Source organism: Sphingomonas sp. OK281 (assembly GCF_900115295.1).
Classification (GTDB): Bacteria; Pseudomonadota; Alphaproteobacteria; order Sphingomonadales; family Sphingomonadaceae; genus Sphingomonas.
Map to the genome: position 1 here is coordinate 192,658 of NZ_FOVZ01000002.1, position 18,700 is coordinate 211,357.

At 67.9% G+C, this 18,700-nt stretch carries 14 protein-coding genes; 8 read left to right on the forward strand and 6 right to left on the reverse strand.

The window, feature by feature from the left end; genetic code table 11:
• Positions 1-28: 28 nt before the first annotated feature.
• Positions 29-2,176 carry an alpha-glucuronidase family glycosyl hydrolase gene (locus BM244_RS07055; protein WP_093398291.1) on the reverse strand — a complete coding sequence of 716 codons (2,148 nt, stop codon included), beginning with the start codon at positions 2,174-2,176 and terminating at the stop codon, positions 29-31.
• A gap of 154 nt (positions 2,177-2,330) precedes the next feature.
• Between BM244_RS07055 and BM244_RS07060 the strand changes: the two genes are divergently transcribed.
• The 3 genes from BM244_RS07060 to BM244_RS22580 all read left to right on the forward strand — a co-directional run bounded on the left by BM244_RS07060 (position 2,331) and on the right by BM244_RS22580 (position 6,290).
• A complete protein-coding gene (locus tag BM244_RS07060) occupies positions 2,331-4,700 on the forward strand; it encodes a glycoside hydrolase family 3 N-terminal domain-containing protein (RefSeq protein WP_093399011.1) in 2,370 nt (789 codons plus the stop codon).
• Between the two features lie 41 nt (positions 4,701-4,741).
• Positions 4,742-5,533 (forward strand): DUF72 domain-containing protein, encoded by a 792-nt coding sequence (locus BM244_RS07065; protein ID WP_093398292.1) that lies wholly within the window; start codon positions 4,742-4,744, stop codon positions 5,531-5,533.
• Between the two features lie 367 nt (positions 5,534-5,900).
• Positions 5,901-6,290, forward strand: a complete 390-nt coding sequence (locus BM244_RS22580) for a hypothetical protein (protein WP_139226877.1) — start codon at positions 5,901-5,903, stop codon at positions 6,288-6,290.
• Between the two features lie 452 nt (positions 6,291-6,742).
• On the opposite strand, the gene BM244_RS07075 is transcribed toward BM244_RS22580, so the two are convergent.
• From BM244_RS07075 to hemC, 3 genes are all read right to left on the reverse strand, one after another.
• Positions 6,743-7,009, reverse strand: a complete 267-nt coding sequence (locus tag BM244_RS07075; RefSeq protein ID WP_139226878.1) for a hypothetical protein — start codon at positions 7,007-7,009, stop codon at positions 6,743-6,745.
• Positions 7,010-7,569: 560 nt separating this feature from the next.
• Positions 7,570-9,225, reverse strand: a complete 1,656-nt coding sequence (locus BM244_RS23495; protein ID WP_254784332.1) for a uroporphyrinogen-III synthase — start codon at positions 9,223-9,225, stop codon at positions 7,570-7,572.
• A complete protein-coding gene (hemC, locus tag BM244_RS07085) occupies positions 9,222-10,127 on the reverse strand; it encodes a hydroxymethylbilane synthase (RefSeq protein ID WP_093398295.1) in 906 nt (301 codons plus the stop codon). Before hemC ends, BM244_RS23495 begins: the two co-directional genes overlap by 4 nt.
• 63 nt (positions 10,128-10,190) lie before the next feature.
• On the opposite strand from hemC, the gene tsaD reads away from it, so the two are divergent.
• Together tsaD and BM244_RS07095 are read left to right on the forward strand one after the other, a co-directional pair.
• Positions 10,191-11,216, forward strand: a complete 1,026-nt coding sequence (gene tsaD / locus BM244_RS07090; protein ID WP_093398296.1) for a tRNA (adenosine(37)-N6)-threonylcarbamoyltransferase complex transferase subunit TsaD — start codon at positions 10,191-10,193, stop codon at positions 11,214-11,216.
• On the forward strand, positions 11,213-12,190 hold the full coding sequence (locus tag BM244_RS07095; RefSeq protein WP_093398297.1) for an NAD(P)H-dependent glycerol-3-phosphate dehydrogenase: 978 nt from the start codon (positions 11,213-11,215) through the stop codon (positions 12,188-12,190). The genes tsaD and BM244_RS07095 overlap by 4 nt, the downstream gene beginning before the upstream one ends.
• Positions 12,191-12,373: 183 nt before the next feature.
• Here BM244_RS07095 and BM244_RS07100 read toward each other — a convergent pair whose 3' ends face one another.
• Together BM244_RS07100 and BM244_RS07105 are read right to left on the reverse strand one after the other, a co-directional pair.
• Positions 12,374-14,230, reverse strand: a complete 1,857-nt coding sequence (locus tag BM244_RS07100; RefSeq protein WP_093399012.1) for an AsmA family protein — start codon at positions 14,228-14,230, stop codon at positions 12,374-12,376.
• A gap of 218 nt (positions 14,231-14,448) precedes the next feature.
• Positions 14,449-14,607 (reverse strand): DUF1674 domain-containing protein, encoded by a 159-nt coding sequence (locus tag BM244_RS07105; protein ID WP_082441494.1) that lies wholly within the window; start codon positions 14,605-14,607, stop codon positions 14,449-14,451.
• Between the two features lie 102 nt (positions 14,608-14,709).
• Here BM244_RS07105 and BM244_RS07110 point away from each other — a divergent pair, with 102 nt between their 5' ends.
• From BM244_RS07110 to BM244_RS07120, 3 genes are all read left to right on the forward strand, one after another.
• Positions 14,710-15,987, forward strand: coding sequence for an RsmB/NOP family class I SAM-dependent RNA methyltransferase (locus BM244_RS07110; protein WP_093398298.1), 1,278 nt, complete (start codon positions 14,710-14,712; stop codon positions 15,985-15,987).
• A gap of 163 nt (positions 15,988-16,150) precedes the next feature.
• Positions 16,151-16,807: a ribulose-phosphate 3-epimerase gene (gene rpe, locus BM244_RS07115; protein WP_093398299.1), complete on the forward strand. Its 657-nt coding sequence runs from the start codon at positions 16,151-16,153 to the stop codon at positions 16,805-16,807.
• Positions 16,808-16,824: 17 nt separating this feature from the next.
• Positions 16,825-18,540, forward strand: coding sequence for a heparinase II/III family protein (locus BM244_RS07120; RefSeq protein ID WP_254784333.1), 1,716 nt, complete (start codon positions 16,825-16,827; stop codon positions 18,538-18,540).
• Positions 18,541-18,700 lie beyond the last annotated feature (160 nt).

An 18,700-nucleotide genomic window follows, 5' to 3' on the forward strand; every position in this document is an offset into this window, starting at 1 on the left:
ACGTTGCCATCGGGGCCGTTGCGGCGGGCTATTGCGGGTTGCCGGGCGCGTACGGAAAGCGCTGTGCCTTGTACCATGCCAGGTCATGCGCGGGTGCCGCCGCTCCTGCGGGCAGCGGCAGGCCATTGACCGACATCCAATAGGCAAGGCTCGCATCGCGCCACCAGCGCGCCTCGCGCTCCTGGACCGCAAGATACGTCGCGGTCTTCGCCCAACGTTCGGCATCGACCTCGCTCTTCACGCCGTCCCATTGCCGACGCATGCCGGACACGTAGCCCACGCCCGAATCGTAATCATGGACCATCTCCGCCCACACCGATCGACCCGAGTTCGTCCGGTACGTCCACGGCACATGGTGGAACCACAGCAGCTCGCGATCCGGCGTCGTCGCCGGATCGGCGAGCCTGCGGGCGAGGGCAGGGGCGTATTGCGCGATCGCGTCGCTGCCCGTCTTGGTCCGGTCGAAACCGATCCCGGCCTTGTCGGCGCGGTGATAGTAGACCGGGTTCCATTCGGGGCGCTTGAGGTCGGCGATCCACGGACCCGGACCGTAGTGATGCCCCGTCGCCATGACGTGCGCCAGGCCGAGCGGCGTCATATAGTCGACCACCGCCTCGCGCGATCCCATCATCATGGCGACCACCGGATCGACGATCCTAGGGGAGGGCGCAAACGTCATCGCCGCCCATTCGCGCGCAACCGGCGCGGCGCCGAGCGTCGGATCCCAGGCCATCCGCCCGAACGCGTACCAGTTCGCTTGGTTGAACGTGGAGCCCGCCCAGTCGCGGTCGCGGCCGATATTGGCGACCCCCGCCATCCCGGTCAGCGTATGACCCTCGACCGACCCGTCGACGACCTTCGCCACGGTCTCGCCCGGCGTCTGCATCGTCTCGCTCGCCAGGGTCTCGGCGAACAGCGGCCCGAGATAGGCGAGGTGCGTCGCGAAGCCGAGATATTCCTTGGTGATCTGGAATTCGATCATCAGCGGCGTCTTGGGCATCGCACCGAACAGCGGGTGGAACGGTTCGCGCGGCTGGAAATCGATCGCGCCGTTCTTGACCTGGACGATGACGTTCGGCGCGAACGTGCCGTCGAGCGGCTTGAACTCGGTATACGCCTGTTTCGCGCGATCGTCGGGGTCGGTCTCGGCATAGACGAACGCGCGCCACATCACGATCCCGCCATGCGGGGCGACCGCCGCGGCGAGCATGTTGGCACCGTCGGCATGGCTCCGGTGATAGTCGCGCGGTCCCGGCTGGCCCTCGCTGTTCGCCTTGACCAGGAAACCACCGAAATCGGGGATGTTGCGATAGATCTCGTCGGTCTTCGCCTTCCACCACGCCGCGACCTGCGGGTCGAGCGGGTCGGCGGTCTTGAGGCCACCGAGTTCGATCGGCGCCGAGAAGCGCGCCGACAGGTATACCTTGATCCCGTAGGGCCGGAACACGTCGGCGAGCGCCGCGGCCTTGGCGATATACGGCGCGGTCAGGCTCTCGGCCTTCGCGTTGACGTTGTTCAGGACGGTGCCGTTGATCCCGATCGACGCGTTGGCGCGCGCGTAGTCGGTGTAGCGCGGGTCGCGAAAATCGGGGAGCGTCCACCAGTCCCACAGCGACGCGCCGGCGTAACCACGCTCGACGACGCCATCCAGATTGTCCCAGTGATTCAGCACGCGCAGTTTCACGCGTGGCGCCGATGTAAGGTCGATCCGGTCGAGGCCGCCGCCGGTCTGGAGGTGACGCAGCAAGGCGAAGCTGCCGTAGAGAATGCCGCGATCGGTGTTGGCGGTGACCAGGAGGACCCGGCGTTTGCCGAGCGTGACCTGACCGACATGGTATCCCTCGTCCCCGAGTGCGGCCAGCGGGAGGCGGAGTGCCGCGACGTCGCGATCGTTGGCGATGGCCAGCACGATGGTGGGCGTGGCGGTGGGCGTGGCGGCGGGCGTGGATGCGGCGAACAGGCCAACGCCGCGTCGCAGTTCCTCCGCCGCCACGCGGAGCGTCGGCGTATCGCCGCGGCGTTCGATCGTCGGGGCACCATGCGGACTTGTCGTCACCGGGGCGCCATAGCGCAGCCAAAGATGATAGCCGTCCTCAGCCCGTGCGGGTCCGGTCAAACCAATTACCGCGCCGAAAAGAAGCGCGAACTTACCGATCCATCGGCCGAATACCGTCATAATCCTCTCCCGCCGTTCCGCGCCACATTGACAGGATCGCGGATGATCAGCCATGTTATCGCTATCACGACGACGGCTTCGACAGCAATGCCGCGTTTCATATTAGGAGATAATCTTGGCCGATACGAAGACAGCAGCGATCGCGCCGACGATGATGCCGACACGACGCGACCTATTCGGTCTGCTTGGCTCGGTCTCCGTCGCAGGGCTCGTCCCAGGCGTCGCGTACGCCGCGACGACGTCGCCGATCTACCGTGATGCACGCGCACCGGTCGACCTCCGGGTGCGCGATCTGATGGCGCGGATGACGCTGGAGGAAAAGGTTGGCCAGACCATTTCGCTATGGGCGACCAAGGCGGACGTGATGACTCCGGGCGGGCTCGATTTCGATCCGGCGCGTGCGACCGCGGCGTATCCTGCGGGGTTCGGGCAGGTCACGCGACCGTCCGACAAGCGCGGCGGGCCGTCGGTCGCGGTGACGGCGGGGGGCACTGGGGCTGCGTGGCGCGGAACCGCCTCGACGATCGCGTTCGTCAACGCGGTCCAGCGCTGGGCGCGCGGCACGCGGCTCGGCATTCCGGTGATCTTCCACGAGGAATCGCTGCACGGCTACATGGCGCCCGACGCGACGATGTTCCCGCAGGCGATCGGCATGGCGGGTGCGTTCGACCGCGACCTGATGCGCCGCGCACAGACGATCATCGGACGCGAGGTGCGCGCGCATGGCAGCCACCTCTCGCTGTCGCCGGTCGTCGACATCGCCCGCGATCCGCGCTGGGGACGGATTGAGGAGACGTTCGGCGAGGATCCCTATCTGTGCGGCGAGATGGGGGTCGCCGCGGTCGAGGGTCTGCAGGGCGACAGCACGACATTGGCGCCCGGCAAGGTCTTCGCGACGCTGAAACACATGACCGGGCACGGCCAGCCCCAGGCGGGCAATAATATCGGTCCCGCCCCGATCGGCGAGCGCGAACTGCGCGAGAGCTTCTTCCCGCCGTTCCGTAGCGTCGTGACGCGGACCGGAATCGGCGCGGTGATGCCGTCGTATAATGAGATCGATGGCGTGCCGAGCCACGCGAACCACTGGCTGCTCGGCGACGTGCTGCGCGGCGAATGGGGATTTTCGGGCGCGATCGTCAGCGATTACGGCGCGATCGAGGAGCTCGACACGATCCACCACGTCGCGCGCGATCTGAACGGAGCGGCGAAGCTGGCGCTGGCCGCCGGCGTCGACAGCGCGCTGCCCGACGGACTGGCTTACCGCACGCTCCCCGCGCAGGTGCGCGCGGGGACGGTGCCGATCGCGCAGGTCGACGCGGCGTGCGCGCGGATGCTGGCGTTGAAGTTTCGCGCCGGCCTGTTCGAGCAGGGCGCTGTCGATCCCCGCGCGGCGGCTCGCCTGACGGGTAATGCCGAGGCGCGGGGCGTCGCGCTGGACGCAGCCCGCAAGTCGATGTGCCTGCTCACCAACGACGGCACGCTGCCGCTCGCGCCCAAGGGCAAGATCGCGGTGATCGGGCCCAATGCAGCGATCGCCCGGCTCGGCGGCTATTCCGCGCCGCCGCGCCAGTCGGTGTCGCTGCTCGACGGCGTGCGCGCGCTCGTCGGGAACGCGGCGACCATCGTCCATGCGCAGGGCGTGTTCATAACCCAGAGCGAGGATCGCTCGCAGGACGAGGTGCTGCTCGGCGATCCGGTCAAGAATCGTGCACTGATCGCCGAGGCGGTCGAGGTCGCACGCGGTGTCGATACGATCATCCTCGCGATCGGCGATACCGAGCAGACCAGCCGCGAGGGGTTTTCCGCCAACCATCTCGGCGACCGCACCACGCTGGACCTGCTCGGCGAGCAGAATGCGCTGTTCGACGCGCTGCATGCGCTCGGCAAGCCGATCGTGATCGCGGCGATCAACGGGCGTCCGCCGAGCTGGCCCACCGTGATCGCGAAGGCGAACGCGGTGCTCGAATGCTGGTATCCGGGACAGGAGGGCGGCACGGCGATGGCCGAGGCGCTGTTCGGGCGGATCAATCCGGGCGCCAAGCTGCCCGTGACCGTGGTCCGCGAAGTCGGGCAGGTGCCGCTCTATTACAACCGCAAGCCGTCGACGCAGCGCGGCTATCTGTTCGCGGACACGGCGCCGCTGTTCCCGTTCGGCCACGGGCTCAGCTACACACGCTTCGAGGTCGGCGCCCCGCGGCTGTCGGCGGCGAAGATCGGCATCGCCGGTAGCGTCGGGGTCGAGGTCGACGTCGCCAATATCGGGCAACGTGCCGGCGACGAGGTCGTCCAGGTGTACGTGCGCGACCAGGTTTCGTCGGTCGCACGGCCGGTGATGGAGCTGAAGGGGTTCGAACGCGTGACGCTCGCACCCGGCGAGCGGCGGACGTTGCGCTTCACCCTCGGCCCCGACGCCTTCGCGTTGTGGGACGTCGACATGCGCGAGGTCGTCGAGCCGGGCCTGTTCACGATCATGGCCGGCCCGAGTTCGGCACAGGTGAAGACCGCGATCCTCGAAATCGCCTGAAGCATCGCCAAGCCGCCCCGCTCCGCGCTACACTCGCCGTCATGACGATCAGAATCGGTATTGGCGGCTGGACCTACGAGCCGTGGCGCGGGACCTTCTACCCGGAGAAATGGCCGCAGAAGCGCGAGCTCGACTATGCCGCCGAGCACGTCACCGCGATCGAGATCAACGGCACCTATTACGGCAGCCAGAAGCCCGCGACGTTCGCGTCCTGGGCGAAGGCGGTGCCCGACGGCTTCGTGTTCTCGCTCAAGGCGTCGCGCTATTGCACCAACCGCAAGGTGTTGGCCGAGGCGGGGGAATCGATCGCGAAGTTCACCGGGCAGGGGATCGTCGAACTCGGCGACCGGCTCGGGCCGATCCTGTGGCAGTTCATGGCGACCAAGAAATTCGACGCCGACGACTTCGCCGCGTTCCTGAAACTGTTGCCCGCCAGGCAGGACGGCCTCGCGCTGCGCCATGCGATCCAGGTCCGCCACGAGAGTTTCGCGGTGCCCGAATTCGTCGCGATGTGCCGCGATGCCGGCGTCGCGATCGTGTTCGCGCAGTCCGCCGAATATCCCGCGATCGCCGACGTCACCGGCGACTTCGTCTATGCACGGCTGGAGGATGCGGAGGAGCGTTTCGTCGCCGGCTACGCCCCGACCGCGCTCGACGACTGGGCCGCCAAGGCTAAGACCTGGGCGGCGGGGGGGCGGCCCGATGGTTTGCCCTATGTCGAGGACGCCGCCCCCGCTAACCACCTGCGCGAGACGTTCGTGTTCTTCATCAACGGCGCCAAGGTCCGCGCGCCACAGGCGGCAATGGCACTGATCGAGCGGGTTTCCGGATAAGGAGAGCGGCTGGTTGCGCCCACTTGTGGACATTCGCCAGATGAGCCTAGCATCAGGCATGACAGCTCCAATCGACCGCAGCCGGACATTCCTCGGCCCTGTAATCGCGGGAATAATCCTGATCGTCCTCTTTGGCGGCTATGTGCTCTTCGCGTGGCTGGCAGGCGACGTTTGACGTCCGCTTTCCTTCCCATTTCGGACATTCAGGGTCCGTTGAATTCATAAAAAGTAGTAGGTCCGCTCATCGACCGTATGGGAAACCTTTCAAGCCTTAAAGAGCGCGACGAAGCGCGTTGTCCGCTTTCGCCCAATAGCAGACGGACGATCGCTGTGACATACTACAGACTCTGTGTTTCGGGGTGCCGCCATGATTCATATAATTCTTTTTGCGCTTTCAGCGATGACTTCGACCGTTCCTGTGGAGCTTCAAGGAACCTATGCTGATGCACTTGGATCATGTAAGTCTGGAAACTCCATTTATATCCGTGAAAACAATATTGAATGGGGTGGCAGGACCGATCGCGTAGTCTTCGCCGAGCGGTTGACGCCATCTTCTGCACATTTGTTTATCGAGAGGTCGAATGCGGGTCGGGGCAGCGTTGAGTTACACTTCGAGATACAAGGCGACCACAGCGAGCACATGATCGTAATCGACCACCTCAGCGACGCCGAGGACATCGCCGCACGCGGAAGACCAACCCCAGACAAGTCCATGATCGGCTTCTATCAGCGCTGCGAGAGCAGTAAACACCGATAGGCTGTTCGTCCGCTTTCCTGCCCATCTCGGCCATTACGCTATCGCCCAATTGCGGTCATTCCTCTTCGGGGTTAGAAAGGCTTATGGCATTCCAGTCGATGATAACCGCACTAACTTGGGGAACTTTAATAGTTCTTCCTCCAATCGGCGGTTGCTGGCTTGGACGTGTTCAGAACGCCTCTCTGAGAATGATATTTTTAGCGTTGTTTTTGCTTACCCCCGTCTGGATTTTGACGATATTGATGGCAACAACGCCTCCAGCGCCGCCTACCAGTTTTGCTTGGTGGGAGGCGGGTCTCATTATGATCCTTCCCGCGATCGTGATCTGGGGAATGCTCGCTGGGACGGGATATGTGGTAAGCCGCAGAAACGGCAGCTAACCTTCCATTCCAGACGTTCACGGGCCGGTCGCAGCGAACGGCAACACACGCCCATACCTTACCGGAGATGAGCTACGACGCCGTTTCCGAAAGCTGTCGTTCGATCTGCACAAGCAGCAAACTGCCTGCCACCGTCGATGCGATTAGACACGGTGCATCCCATTCCTGTTCGAACAGGAAGGTCTCACCGCCGAACACTATTCGGGAATAGGAGCCATGCAATTCCGGGATCGCTTCGCCGAACAAGTAGGAGATTGCTCCTCGCACCAACTGCATATCAACCGGTGCGAACTCCAACGATGACGTGCCATTGGGAAGCGGGAGAAGGGTCACAGCCATGAGCCATTATGGCATTTGTGCGGCGGTTTTCCTACTTGCTGCTCCCGAAAGCCGCCTGTACGCTTTCCTTCCCAAAGCGGCCATTCCGCTTTCGCCCAATTGCGGACATCGTAGCTTAATGCTTAGAAGGTGGCGTGCCTGATACTACAACACCCAATGATGATCACCGAGTTCGCCCTGTAGCCCGCCATATAAGCGGCCCCCTGATGCTCGGGCTTTTGACTATACCATTGTTGTTCGGCTGGTTTCTAGCTCGCAGGGGATATCCCAATAGTACGAGGGCAGTCGTTGCGGTTTATGCTCTGCTCGCGCCAGCAATCGCAATTTTGGTGCGTTAGCACAGGGCCAACGTTAGGCCGCTTTCCTTCCCTTTTTATACGCCCGCCTGACATCATGCGAGGGCTGAAAGACGGGCCGCTGATGCTCGACAAGCGCGGCTCGTCGGACTCGCACCGATCGAACGCACACAGGTCCGCACCGCGCACATCGCCAATAGCCGCGGCCGATGTTGACGTTGCGTTGTGGACCGCCCTGCGCCGTGGGACGGCGACCTGCGAACCTCAAACGCCGCTGGTGTCGGACGTCTCGGGTACGGCAACCTCGGGAACGGGCGTCGGGATCACCACCGGTGCCGGCTGCGGCTGGCCTGCCTGGCCGATCAGCGCAGTGTTCTCGATCACGTCGAGCGCCTGGCGCGCGATCACGTAGCGGCGCGCGGCCTCCATCCAGTTGCCCGCCTGTGCCGCCCCCGGCAGCCGCGCCACTTCGGCACGTGCCGCCTCGACCTGCCCCGCTTCGAGCAGGCGGCGTGCGCGGGCGAGGCGATCGGTCGGCATCGGCGACGGCGTGCCCGCCTTGCGCAGGACGACCAGCGAATCGATCTGGTGCTGGATCGTGTCGAGCCAGCCGTCGCCGGTCGACGCGGTGATGTCGGGCGCGATCGTATCGAGGCCCTGGCGCAGATCCTCCAGCGTCACCGGCTGGTGCGACGCCTGGATCAGCAGCGTCGTCGCGCGTGGCTGCGCCTGGCCGAAGCGGAGCCGCAACTGCTCCTCGAGATAGCCGAGCCCGACGCCGCGATCGAGCGCACGCCGCGCGGCGAACGCCACCATCAGGCCCTCCGCACGCGTCGCCTGTCCGCTGGCCGCGGCGGCATCCGTGGTGATCGCCGCCGTGCGCGCTTCGAGTGCGGTCAGCTGCGCCGCCAGCGTCGCCTCGCGCGTCGCCAGCACCGCGGTATCGACCGGTGCGGGCGCCTGGGGCTGGCCGTCGGGACCGAGCGGTTGCGACGGGATATAGCCGGCATTGCCCGCCGCGAGCTTCTGTCCTGCCGCGGTCGATGCGGCGTTGGTCGGATAGAGGCTGGCGAACCACGGCAGCGTCCGGACCGCATAGCCCATCAGGCCGAGCCCGGCGATGAAGGCGAGGCCGATCAGCGCCACGATGACGCCCGTTTTGGGTCCGCGTGCCCGTGGGCGGTCGGTCGGCACGTAGTCGCTCATGGCGTGCTTATCCCCGGCATGCGCACGATGGTCAATCGCGCGCGTGTTCGCATGTGCAGCGGCGAGCGCGACGACGGCGGAATCGGTCGGTTGCGGCGCGATTTTCACGTCCTTCCAGCCCGGCCCGGCCGCATCGCCGACCGCGCGACTGATCGCGATCACGTCGATCCGCGCGCGATCCGCACCGCTCGCCTCGACCAGCGCCGCCAGCCGTGCGGCGGCGCGCGCGGAATGGACCAGCACGGCGCTATCCTCGAACGACCGCGCCACGTCGGAGGCCAGCGGCACCGCCTCGCTGGCATAGACGGTCACGGTTTCCACACTATCGTCGATCGCCGTGCGCTCGCGCCCGGCAAGATGCAGCAGCCGCGCAAAGCCGCGATCGCGCGCCTCCGCGATGACCGCCTGCGCGTCCGCATCGCCCGTGACCGCCACCGCGAACCCGGCGTCGCGCGCCGCCATCGCCGTCGCCGCACCGACCGCGACGACCGGCAGCCGCTTCATCGCGTCGAGCCCGCTGCCACCGTGCCGCACCGCATTCGCGCTGGTCAGCAACACCCCGTCGAACCCGATCGGGTTCGGCGGCGTCCAATAGACCGGCACGACCGCGAACAGCGGAACCTGTCGCACGTCGAGCCCGAGCGCCCGCAGCGCGGCGGCGGTGCGCGTGTTGCCGGGTTCCGGTCGCAGCACGACCAGAGAGGGCGCCGTCATGCCGCGAACAGGCGTCGGACGCTGGCCGGCGCGCGCGCCAGCAGGTCCTCCGCGAGCGCCGTCCCGAGATCGTCGTCGATCGTACCCTCGATCGATCCGTCGACATCGCACGCGCCATCCTCGGCGATCAGCTCGGCGCGCAACGTCAGCGTCTCGCCCGCGAGCGACGCCAGGGCCGCGACCGGCGAATGGCAATCCGCCCCCAGCCGCGCGAGCAGCGCCCGCTCGGTCAGCACGCACAGGCTCGTATCGCGGTGGTCGATCGCCGCGACGATCTCGCCCGCGGCACTCCCGGCGAGCACCTCGACCCCGACCGCACCCTGGGCAGGCGCGGGCAACATCACGTCGGTCGGGATCGCATGGCCGTCGTCGCGCCCGAGCCGGTCGAGCCCGGCGGCGGCAAGCAGCGTCGCATCCATCTCGCCGCTCGCCACCCGGCCGAGCCGCGTATCGACGTTGCCGCGGATCAGCACGATCTCCAGATCGGGCCGCAGTCGCAGCATCTGCGCACGCCGCCGCGGCGAACTGGTGCCGACCACCGCATGCGGGCGCAGGTCGGCGAGCGTCTCCGCGCCGATCAGCCGGTCGCGTACATCGGCACGTGGCAGCATCGCCGCGATCCTCAACGTGCCGGGCCTGATCGTCTCGACGTCCTTCATCGAATGCACCGCGCAGTCGATATCGCCGTCATGCAGCGCGCGATCGAGTTCCTTGGTCCACAGCGCCTTGCCGCCGATCTCGGCGAGCGCGCGATCCTGCACGCGGTCGCCGGTGGTGCGGATCACGACGATCTCGACCATCTCGGGCGACCAGCCATGCGCCGCGCACAGTGCATCGCGCACCATGCCCGCCTGGGTGAGAGCGAGCGGCGAACCGCGCGTACCGAGCCGAAAACGAGTCATCACCGCGCCATGCAGAAACCGCGCGGCTTCGACAAGCTTGGCGCGGCGCGATAGGGGTAAGCGATGATCATCCTCGGCATCGAATCCTCCTGCGACGAAACCGCCGCCGCGCTCGTCACCGGCGACCGTCAGGTCCTCGCGCACCGGCTGCTGGGCCAGGAAGCCGCGCACGCCCCGTTCGGCGGCGTCGTCCCCGAAATTGCCGCGCGCGCGCATGTCGAGGCACTGGAGCCGCTGATCGTCGCGGCGTTGGCCGACGCCGGGCTCAAGCTGGCGGATGTTGATGCGATCGCCGCGACCGCCGGGCCGGGGCTGATCGGCGGCGTCATGGTCGGGCTGGTGACGGGCAAGGCGCTCGCCCACGCGGCCGGCAAGCCCCTGATCGCGGTCAACCACCTCGAAGGCCACGCGCTCTCGCCGCGCCTGTCCGACCCGGATCTCGAATTTCCGTATCTGCTGCTGCTCGTATCCGGTGGCCATTGCCAGTTGCTGCTGGTCGAGGGCGTCGGCGCGTACCGGCGGTTGGCGACGACGATCGACGACGCCGCAGGCGAGGCCTTCGACAAGACCGCCAAGCTGCTCGGTCTCGGCTTCCCCGGGGGCCCCGCAGTCGAGCGCGCCGCCGCACTTGGCAACCCCAAGGCCGTTCCCTTGCCGCGACCGCTGAAAGGCTCGGCCGAACCGCATTTCTCGTTCGCGGGCCTGAAAAGCGCGGTCGCCCGCGTCGTCGGCCAATATTCGCCCGAGGACCTCGCCGCCTCGTTCCAGGCCGCAGTCGTCGACTGCCTGATCGACCGCACGACCAAGGCACTCCGCACCTCGCACGGCGCCACCGCGCTGGTCGTCGCGGGCGGAGTCGCCGCGAACACCGCGGTCCGCTCGGCGTTGCAGGCGCTCGCCAGCGCCCACGGCCTGCGCTTCGTCGCGCCGCCACTCTGGCTCTGCACCGACAACGCGGCGATGATCGGCTGGGCGGGTGCCGAGCGTTTCGCCGCCGGCCTCACCGACCCGCTCGACGTCGCCGCCCGCCCGCGCTGGCCGCTCGATCCGAACGCCGAAGCCGTGCGTGGCGCAGGAGTGAAGGCATGAAGATCGGCGTCATCGGCGGGGGTGCCTGGGGCACTGCACTCGCACAGGTTGCAGCGCACGAAGGCCGGGACGTCGTCCTCTGGGCGCGCGAAACCGCGGTCGTCGAGTCGATCAACGCTGCTCACGAGAACACCCTGTTCCTCGCCGGCGTCGCGCTCTCCCCGACGATCCGCGCCACCGGTGACCTAGCCGCGCTCGCCGACATGGACACGATTCTCGTCGTCGCCCCCGCGCAGCACGTCGGCAGCGTGCTCGCCGCCGCCCCGGTCGGGCGCATCCCGCTCGTCCTCTGCGCCAAGGGTATCGAAGCCGGCAGCAAGCGGCTCGTCGGCGAAGTCGCCCGCGCCGTCCACCCGAACGCACCGATCGCCGTCCTCTCCGGGCCCACCTTCGCGCACGAAGTGGCCGCCGGCCTCCCCACCGCCGTGACGCTCGCCTGCGAGGATGCCGACCTCGGCGAACGTCTCGCCGCGCGGTTGGCGGCCCGCCACTTCCGCACCTACGCCTCGACCGACGTCGCCGGCGCAGAGATCGGCGGCGCAGTGAAGAACGTCCTCGCGATCGGCTGCGGCGTGGTCGAGGGGGCAGGGCTCGGCCAGAACGCGCGCGCTGCCCTTATCGCGCGAGGATTCGCCGAGATGACCCGCTTCGGCCTCGCCCGCGGCGCCCGCGCGGAAACGCTCGCCGGGCTCTCGGGGCTGGGCGACCTCGTCCTCACCTGCTCCTCGACCAGCTCGCGCAACTTCTCGCTCGGCGTCGGTCTGGGGAGAGGCGACTCCGCCGCAACGTTGCTCGCCGACCGCCGCACCGTCGCGGAAGGCGCCTTCACCGCCCCCGTGCTCCGCGAAGCCGCGCGCGACGCCGGGGTCGACATGCCAATCACCGAAGCCGTCTGCCGCCTCTTGGAAGGCGCCCCCGTCAGCGACGTCATCGGCGACCTCCTCGCGCGTCCATTGAAGGGCGAGGCTGGCTGAACTCCCGTTACCGCGCTCGACCGCGCGGTGATCACTACCACCCCGGCGAAGGCCGGGGCCCAATTGGCAAGGTCGATGTAATGCAGGGCTACCCGCTGTTACCTCGGTCGCCCAATTGGGCCCCGGCCTCCGCCGGGGTGGTATTTGAACGAAGGGAACGAGCCCGGGGTGACTGCAGTCACACTACCGCAACACCCGCGCCGCCAACCCCGAGCAATCCGCATCGCTCGCCGTCGGCCCCTGCTTCCCGGTAATCGCCCGCCCGATCGCCTTGAAGATATTCCCCACTGACTTCACCTCGGGCGGGATCGTCACGTTGGGCCGCTCGATCGTCCCGGTCATGTACGCCGACCCTGGCAACCGCAGCAGCGCATGCTGCTTCGGCGTGCCGGTCAGCCGGATGTTCAGCGTCTCCCCCGGAAACACCACGCTCCCGGTTCCGCGCAACTGGCTAGCGGTAGTATCGACGATCATCGGATCGACCCGCCCGCGGCCCCGCGTCACGTCCAGCTTCAGCACCACGCACCGCAGCCCCGCCCGCTCGCCATCCTTAGCCAGCAGCGCGCGCGCCGCATCGAAGCCTAACGCAGCGGCAATCCCCTGCGGCAACTGCCCATCCCGCGCGACGAACCCAATCGTCCCGTTCGACCGCCCGACAGCCGCACGAATCGTCTCGCCCGGCCCCTTCAGCCGCACGCGCGCGCTCACGTTCCCGCTGAAATCGCCACCGCCGCCCGCCAGCGCCTGCACGCTGCTGCCGCGCAACCGTAGGTCGATATCGACCGTCGGCACCTTCCGGTCGCCGCGCTGGTCGACCGTCACCTTGCCCGTGACGTTGCCATGCGACAGCCGCGCGACCAGCTCGCTCAGCGTCAGATATTGGTGATCAATCGCCAGCACGCCCTTCGCGGACAGGATCGGCGACGCACCCTTCGCGCTCACGATCCGCCCGATCCGAAACCCCATCCGCGCGTCGGTCGTATCGATCTTGCCGATATCGATCCGCGTGTTCGGCACCAGCCGCGGCCCGATCGCGCGCTCCAGCGCGGCGCCCTCGGCCTTGCCCTCGTCCGACGCCAGATCGCCGAAATCGAACTGCCGCGAGACGATGTCGCCATCGACCTTGCTGCGCCCCGCCTGCTTGTCGACGGTCACGTGGCCCGCGAAATCGGAGCGCCCGACCACGCCCTTCAATTGCGTAACGGTCCATTTCGGCTGATCGTGGCGGACATGCGCGCTGAACGACACCGGCTGCGTGCGGAACAGCCCCGCCTCGATCACCGCATCGATCAGCTTCAGATCGGACGCGCGCGCCGTCACGTCGAGGCTCATCGCGTCGGTATCGAGCGGCCGATCCATCAGCCCCTTGGCGGCAATCGAAAGAGCATCGCCATCGATCGACGCGGTGAACGGCCAGGGCTTGCCCTGGAACTTCTCCACCGAAGGCCCCGCGACCGCGATCCGCACCGCCGCCCCGCGGATCGTGCCCGACCCGTTCGCGCGAATGCCGTGCACCGGGTCCGACACGAACCGCGCGGTGACGAAGCGGTCCTGCTTGTCGTCGCGATACTCGATCACGCTGTCGCTGATCGTCAGCCCGTCGAGATCGGTCGAACTGCCGCCGCCCTTGGGCTTGCCCGGCCGCTCCCAGTTGGTCCGGCCATGCTTGTCGCGCACCAGCACCAGATGCAGCCCGCGCGCCTTCACGTCGCGCGGCCCGAACGCGCCTTTCAGCAGGCCCATGCCAGAGAACGTCGCCTCCGCCTCGCGCAGGTCGACGAAATCGCCCTTGCCCGCCCAGTCGGCCTGCGGGATCCGCACGTTCGTGATCCGGATCGTCGGATTGAACCCGAACGCATCGACCCGCTCGATCCCGCCGATCGTCACCGGCCGCCCGAACCGCGCGGTAAGCTGCCGCTCGATCACGCCTTTCAGCGATCCCCACGGGAACGCAGCTAGCCCCACCAGCCCCAGCACGAGCACGCTCGCGACGACGATGCCGGTGATTTTCACCCAGCGTTTGCGAAAGAATCCCCTCATCGAAACGGCGACGCGCCGGGCGCGCATTCGTTCCGCCTGCGTCAGGACCGCTGCCGCAGATTTCGCGCTCTCGCCCTGAGCGATGCACCACCCCGGCGAAGGCCGGGGCCCAATTGGGCAACGTCGCTAACGAAGGGCAGCGCTACGTTACGACCACCTCTCCAATTGGGCCCCAGCCTTCGCCGGGGTGGCGGTAGGTATTGGGTGCGGTAAGCGCCTCAGAAATCGATCGCCATGCCCTTAAGCTCCCAATCGCCATAGCGCGTAGGATCGCGCGGCTCGGGGTCCTTGTCCGGCACGATCGCCTCGGGCTTCGGCACCGGCGTGTTCTTCGCAAGATATTCTGGCGGCTTCAGATGATCGGGGCGCTGGCCCATCGCGGCTCTCCGGATTTGCGTGTTGGCGTCGTAACCGCCACATGGGCCCTGTCGCGCCGCTTTGCCACAAGCCGCGCAGCAAACCGAACGCGAAGGACCTTTATGCCCGACTACACCCACGCCCCCGAACCCCTCGGCGTTCCCACTCGCCGCGCCGCACTCCGCCTGCTCGACGCCGTCCTGCGTCGCGGCGAGTCGCTCGAATCCGCATTGCCGGCCGCAACCCGCGCGATCCACGGCCCCGATCGCGGCCTCGCCCACGCGATCGCCGCAGAGACGCTCCGTCGCCTCCCCGATCTCGACGCGATGATCGATTCGGTCACCAAGACCAACCTGCCCGACGATGCGAAGGCGCGGATGGCGCTGCGGATCGCGCTGGTCCAAGTGCTGATCCTCGGCACCCCCTCGCACGCCGCGATCTCGACCGTGTTGCCGCTGGTCGACGGCGGCCCGCGCAAACTCGTCCACGGCGTGTTCGGCACGCTGTTCCGCGCCAACATGCTGCTCCCCGAAGTGCCGACGCTGCCGGCCCCCGTCGAACTGCGCTGGGAAGCCGCATGGGGCGAGGAGATGGTCGACGCCGCCGGCCGCGCGATCGCGCAGGTGCCGCCGCTCGACCTGACGATCGCCGACCCGTCCGAAACCGAAGGCTGGCGCGAGAAACTCGGCGGCGAGAGTTTCATGCCCGGGCATCTGCGGTTGGGCGACCACGACTCGGTCCCCGACATGGCAGGCTTCGGCGACGGCGCGTGGTGGGTGCAGGACATCGCCGCCTCGCTCCCCGCGCGGTTGCTCGGCAAGGGGGAGGGCCACGTCCTCGATCTCTGCGCAGCCCCCGGCGGCAAGACGCTGCAGCTCGCGAGCGCCGGCTGGACCGTCACCTCGGTCGACAATTCGCAAAGCCGCATCAAGCGCCTGCGCGAGAACCTCTACCGCACGCACCTGAAGGCCGAGGTCGTCAACGCCGACATCCTCGAATGGGCGCCGAGCGAGCCCGCCGACGCGATCCTGATCGACGCGCCGTGCAGCGCCACGGGCATCTTCCGCCGCCACCCCGACGTCCTCCACCGCGTCCGCCCCTCGATCATCGCCGAAACCGCGGCATTGCAGGCGCGGATCTTCGCGAGGGCGGCGGACTGGGTAAAACCCGGCGGCACGCTCGTGTACGCCACCTGCTCGCTCGAACCGTCGGAAGGCGAAGCGCAACTCGACGCGTTCCTGTCCGCCCGCAGCGACTACACGATCGCCCCGGTAGACCAGTCCGAACCTCCCGCCGGTATCACGCCCACGGAGGCGGGCACCATCCGCACGCTCCCCGGCATGCTGGCAGACCAGGGCGGCTGCGACGGCTTCTTCATCGCGCGGTTGAAGCGCGCCTAAATTCTTCCCCCCTCCCTGGAAGGGAGGGGCCGGGGGTGGGTAGGCCCGCTCGAGCCGCAACGGTTCGACCCCGCGGAACCCGACCCACCCCAACCCCTCCCTTCCAGGGAGGGGCGAAAACCAAGGCCTTCGCACCAACCAAATCCCGCGCTAGGACAAAACCATGCAACCCGTCCGCATCGCCCCCTCGATCCTCTCCGCCGACTTCTCCAAACTCGGCGAGGAAGTCCGCGCCATTGACGCGGCCGGCGCCGACTGGATCCACATCGACGTGATGGACGGCCATTTCGTCCCCAACATCTCGTTCGGCCCCGCGGTCATGAAGTCGGTCCGCGGCGTCACCACCAAGCCGTTCGACGTCCATTTGATGATCTCCCCCGTCGACGCGTATCTCGACGCGTTCGCGGAGGCCGGCGCCGACTGCATCACTGTGCATTACGAAGCCGGCCCGCTCATCCACCGCTCGCTCCAGCACATCAAGAGCCTCGGCAAGCGCGCCGGCGTCGTGATCTGCCCCGGCACCCCGGCGAAGATGCTCGACTACCTCATGGACATGGTCGATCTCGTCCTCGTGATGAGCGTCAACCCGGGCTTCGGCGGCCAGAGCTTCATCCCAAGCCAGCTCAAGAAGATCTCGGCGATCCGCACGATGATCGAAAAGAGCGGCCGCGCGATCGATCTCGAAGTCGATGGCGGCGTCGATGCCGAGTGGGCCAAGCGCTGCATCGAGGCCGGCGCCGACGCGCTGGTCGCCGGCACCTCGGTCTTCCGCGGCGGCCCGTCGCAATACGCCGCCAACATCGCCGCGTTGCGGGGGTGAACGAACCGCGTGATCCCGTGACCGATCCCGCCCCCGACGGGATCGACGAAGGCCGTCGCCTGATCCGGCTCGGCGGCGACAAGGGGCTGTCGCTCGCCGATCGCCTGGCCGAGCGCTTCCACCGGCTGACCTGGCGCACCCCGCTCCACACGCTGCGCCTAAAGGGGCGGTATCCGCTGAAGCTGATCGCGGTCCCCGACGATCCCATCCTCGGTGACATCCCGCGCGGCACGATGCTGCTGGAGGGTGTCCTCTCGTTCCGCGGCGAAGCGCGCGATATCGAGACGCTCGACCTTTCGAAACCGCTTCCCAAACCCTTCGCCGAATATCTCCACAGTTTCGCGTGGCTGCGCGATCTCTCGACCGTCGCGACCCGCGCGCGCGGCGCCCCGATCGCCGAATACTTGATGGGGCTCTGGCTGACAGCGCACGCCGACACGCAAGGCGGGATCGCATGGCGCCCCGACATGTGGGGCCGCCGCATCCTCGCCTGGACCGCGCACGCGCCGCTGATCCTGTCGTCCTCCGATCAGATCTACCGCTCGAAGGTGCTCAACGCGCTCGCAAAGGGCGCACTCCACCTCGACCGCACCGCCGACAAGGCGCCGGCCGGTGCCCCGCGCATCGCCGCGTGGTGCGGAGTCGTCGCCGCTGGCCTCCTCATCCCCGGCGGAGAACCAAGGCAGGCGTTCGGCGAAGCCGGCCTACTCCGCGCGCTCGGCACCGGCCTGTTCGACGACGGTGGCTCGGTCTCGCGCAGCCCGGCGATGCTGCTCGACTCGATCCAGCTGCTCACGCTCCTCCAGGAAAGCTACGCCGCGCGCAGCGCCGAACTCCCCGAGACGGTCGCGGTCACGCTCACCCGGATGGTCGCGGCGTTGCTCGGGGTCGCGCACGCCGATCGCGGCCTGTCGAGCTGGCAGGGCGGCGGTCCCGCCAGCGAAACGCAGGTCGCCGCGGTCATCGAAGCCAGCGGCGTCCGCACGCGCCCGCTCCGCCAGGCGCGCGACTGGGGCTATCAACGCCTCGCCGCCGGCACCGCGGTGCTGATCGTCGACGCCGCCCCACCCCCGATCGCGCGCCTCGTCGAAGGCGGCTGCGCCTCGACGCTGGCGTTCGAATTCTCCGACGGCCCGGCGCGGATCGTCGTCAACTGCGGCGGCGCACGCGCGGGCATCGCGCAACTCCCGCCCGCAATGGTCGAGGGCCTGCGCTCGACGGCCGCCCACTCCACGCTGACGATCGCCGACAGCAACTCGACCGCGATCCTCGCCGACGGCACGCTCGGCCGCGGCGTCGGCGAAGTCGAGCTCAGCCGCCAGGAATCGGACGCCGCCAGCCGGATCGAGGCGAGCCACGACGGCTATGTCCGCCGCTGGGGATTCCTCCACCGCCGCCAGCTGATGCTCACCGGCGACGGCCGCGAACTCCGCGGCGAGGACGCGCTGTTGCCGCAGGGCCGCAAACGCCGCACCGGATTGTCGCTGTTCGCGATCCGCTTCCACCTCGGCGAAGGCGTCCAGGTCTCCCCCACCGCCGACGGCCTCGGCGCGATCCTCCGCCTCCCTGGCGGCCCGCTCTGGCAATTCCGCTGCCGCGGCGGCGCGCTGGTGGTCGAGGACAGCGTCTGGATCGACGCCGACGGCCGCCCGGTCGCGACGCAGCAGCTGATGATCACCGGCGAAGCCGCAGCAGGCGGTGCAAGCGTGAGCTGGGCACTGAAAAAGGCCTGAGGTCTTCCCCCCTCCCTGAAAGGGAGGGGCCGGGGGTGGGTAGGCCGGCTTGAGCCCCAGCGGTTTGAATTCGCGGAACCCGACCCACCCCCAACCCCTCCCTTCCAGGGAGGGGGGAAGCGTCCCCCTGTTTCGCCGCCCCCTGTTCCCCAACGTCAAC

What these genes read in the sequence shown, in the direction of transcription:
- BM244_RS07100 (WP_093399012.1), bottom strand. Translation starts at nt 14,230, where the DNA reads ATGAGGGGATTCTTTCGCAAACGCTGGGTGAAAATCACCGGCATCGTC.
- BM244_RS07095 (WP_093398297.1), top strand. Translation starts at nt 11,213, where the DNA reads ATGAAGATCGGCGTCATCGGCGGGGGTGCCTGGGGCACTGCACTCGCA.
- hemC (WP_093398295.1), bottom strand. Translation starts at nt 10,127, where the DNA reads ATGACTCGTTTTCGGCTCGGTACGCGCGGTTCGCCGCTCGCTCTCACC.
- BM244_RS07065 (WP_093398292.1), top strand. Translation starts at nt 4,742, where the DNA reads ATGACGATCAGAATCGGTATTGGCGGCTGGACCTACGAGCCGTGGCGC.
- BM244_RS22580 (WP_139226877.1), top strand. Translation starts at nt 5,901, where the DNA reads ATGATTCATATAATTCTTTTTGCGCTTTCAGCGATGACTTCGACCGTT.
- BM244_RS07105 (WP_082441494.1), bottom strand. Translation starts at nt 14,607, where the DNA reads ATGGGCCAGCGCCCCGATCATCTGAAGCCGCCAGAATATCTTGCGAAG.
- BM244_RS07055 (WP_093398291.1), bottom strand. Translation starts at nt 2,176, where the DNA reads ATGACGGTATTCGGCCGATGGATCGGTAAGTTCGCGCTTCTTTTCGGC.
- BM244_RS07060 (WP_093399011.1), top strand. Translation starts at nt 2,331, where the DNA reads ATGCCGACACGACGCGACCTATTCGGTCTGCTTGGCTCGGTCTCCGTC.
- tsaD (WP_093398296.1), top strand. Translation starts at nt 10,191, where the DNA reads ATGATCATCCTCGGCATCGAATCCTCCTGCGACGAAACCGCCGCCGCG.
- BM244_RS07110 (WP_093398298.1), top strand. Translation starts at nt 14,710, where the DNA reads ATGCCCGACTACACCCACGCCCCCGAACCCCTCGGCGTTCCCACTCGC.
- BM244_RS07075 (WP_139226878.1), bottom strand. Translation starts at nt 7,009, where the DNA reads ATGGCTGTGACCCTTCTCCCGCTTCCCAATGGCACGTCATCGTTGGAG.
- rpe (WP_093398299.1), top strand. Translation starts at nt 16,151, where the DNA reads ATGCAACCCGTCCGCATCGCCCCCTCGATCCTCTCCGCCGACTTCTCC.
- BM244_RS23495 (WP_254784332.1), bottom strand. Translation starts at nt 9,225, where the DNA reads ATGACGGCGCCCTCTCTGGTCGTGCTGCGACCGGAACCCGGCAACACG.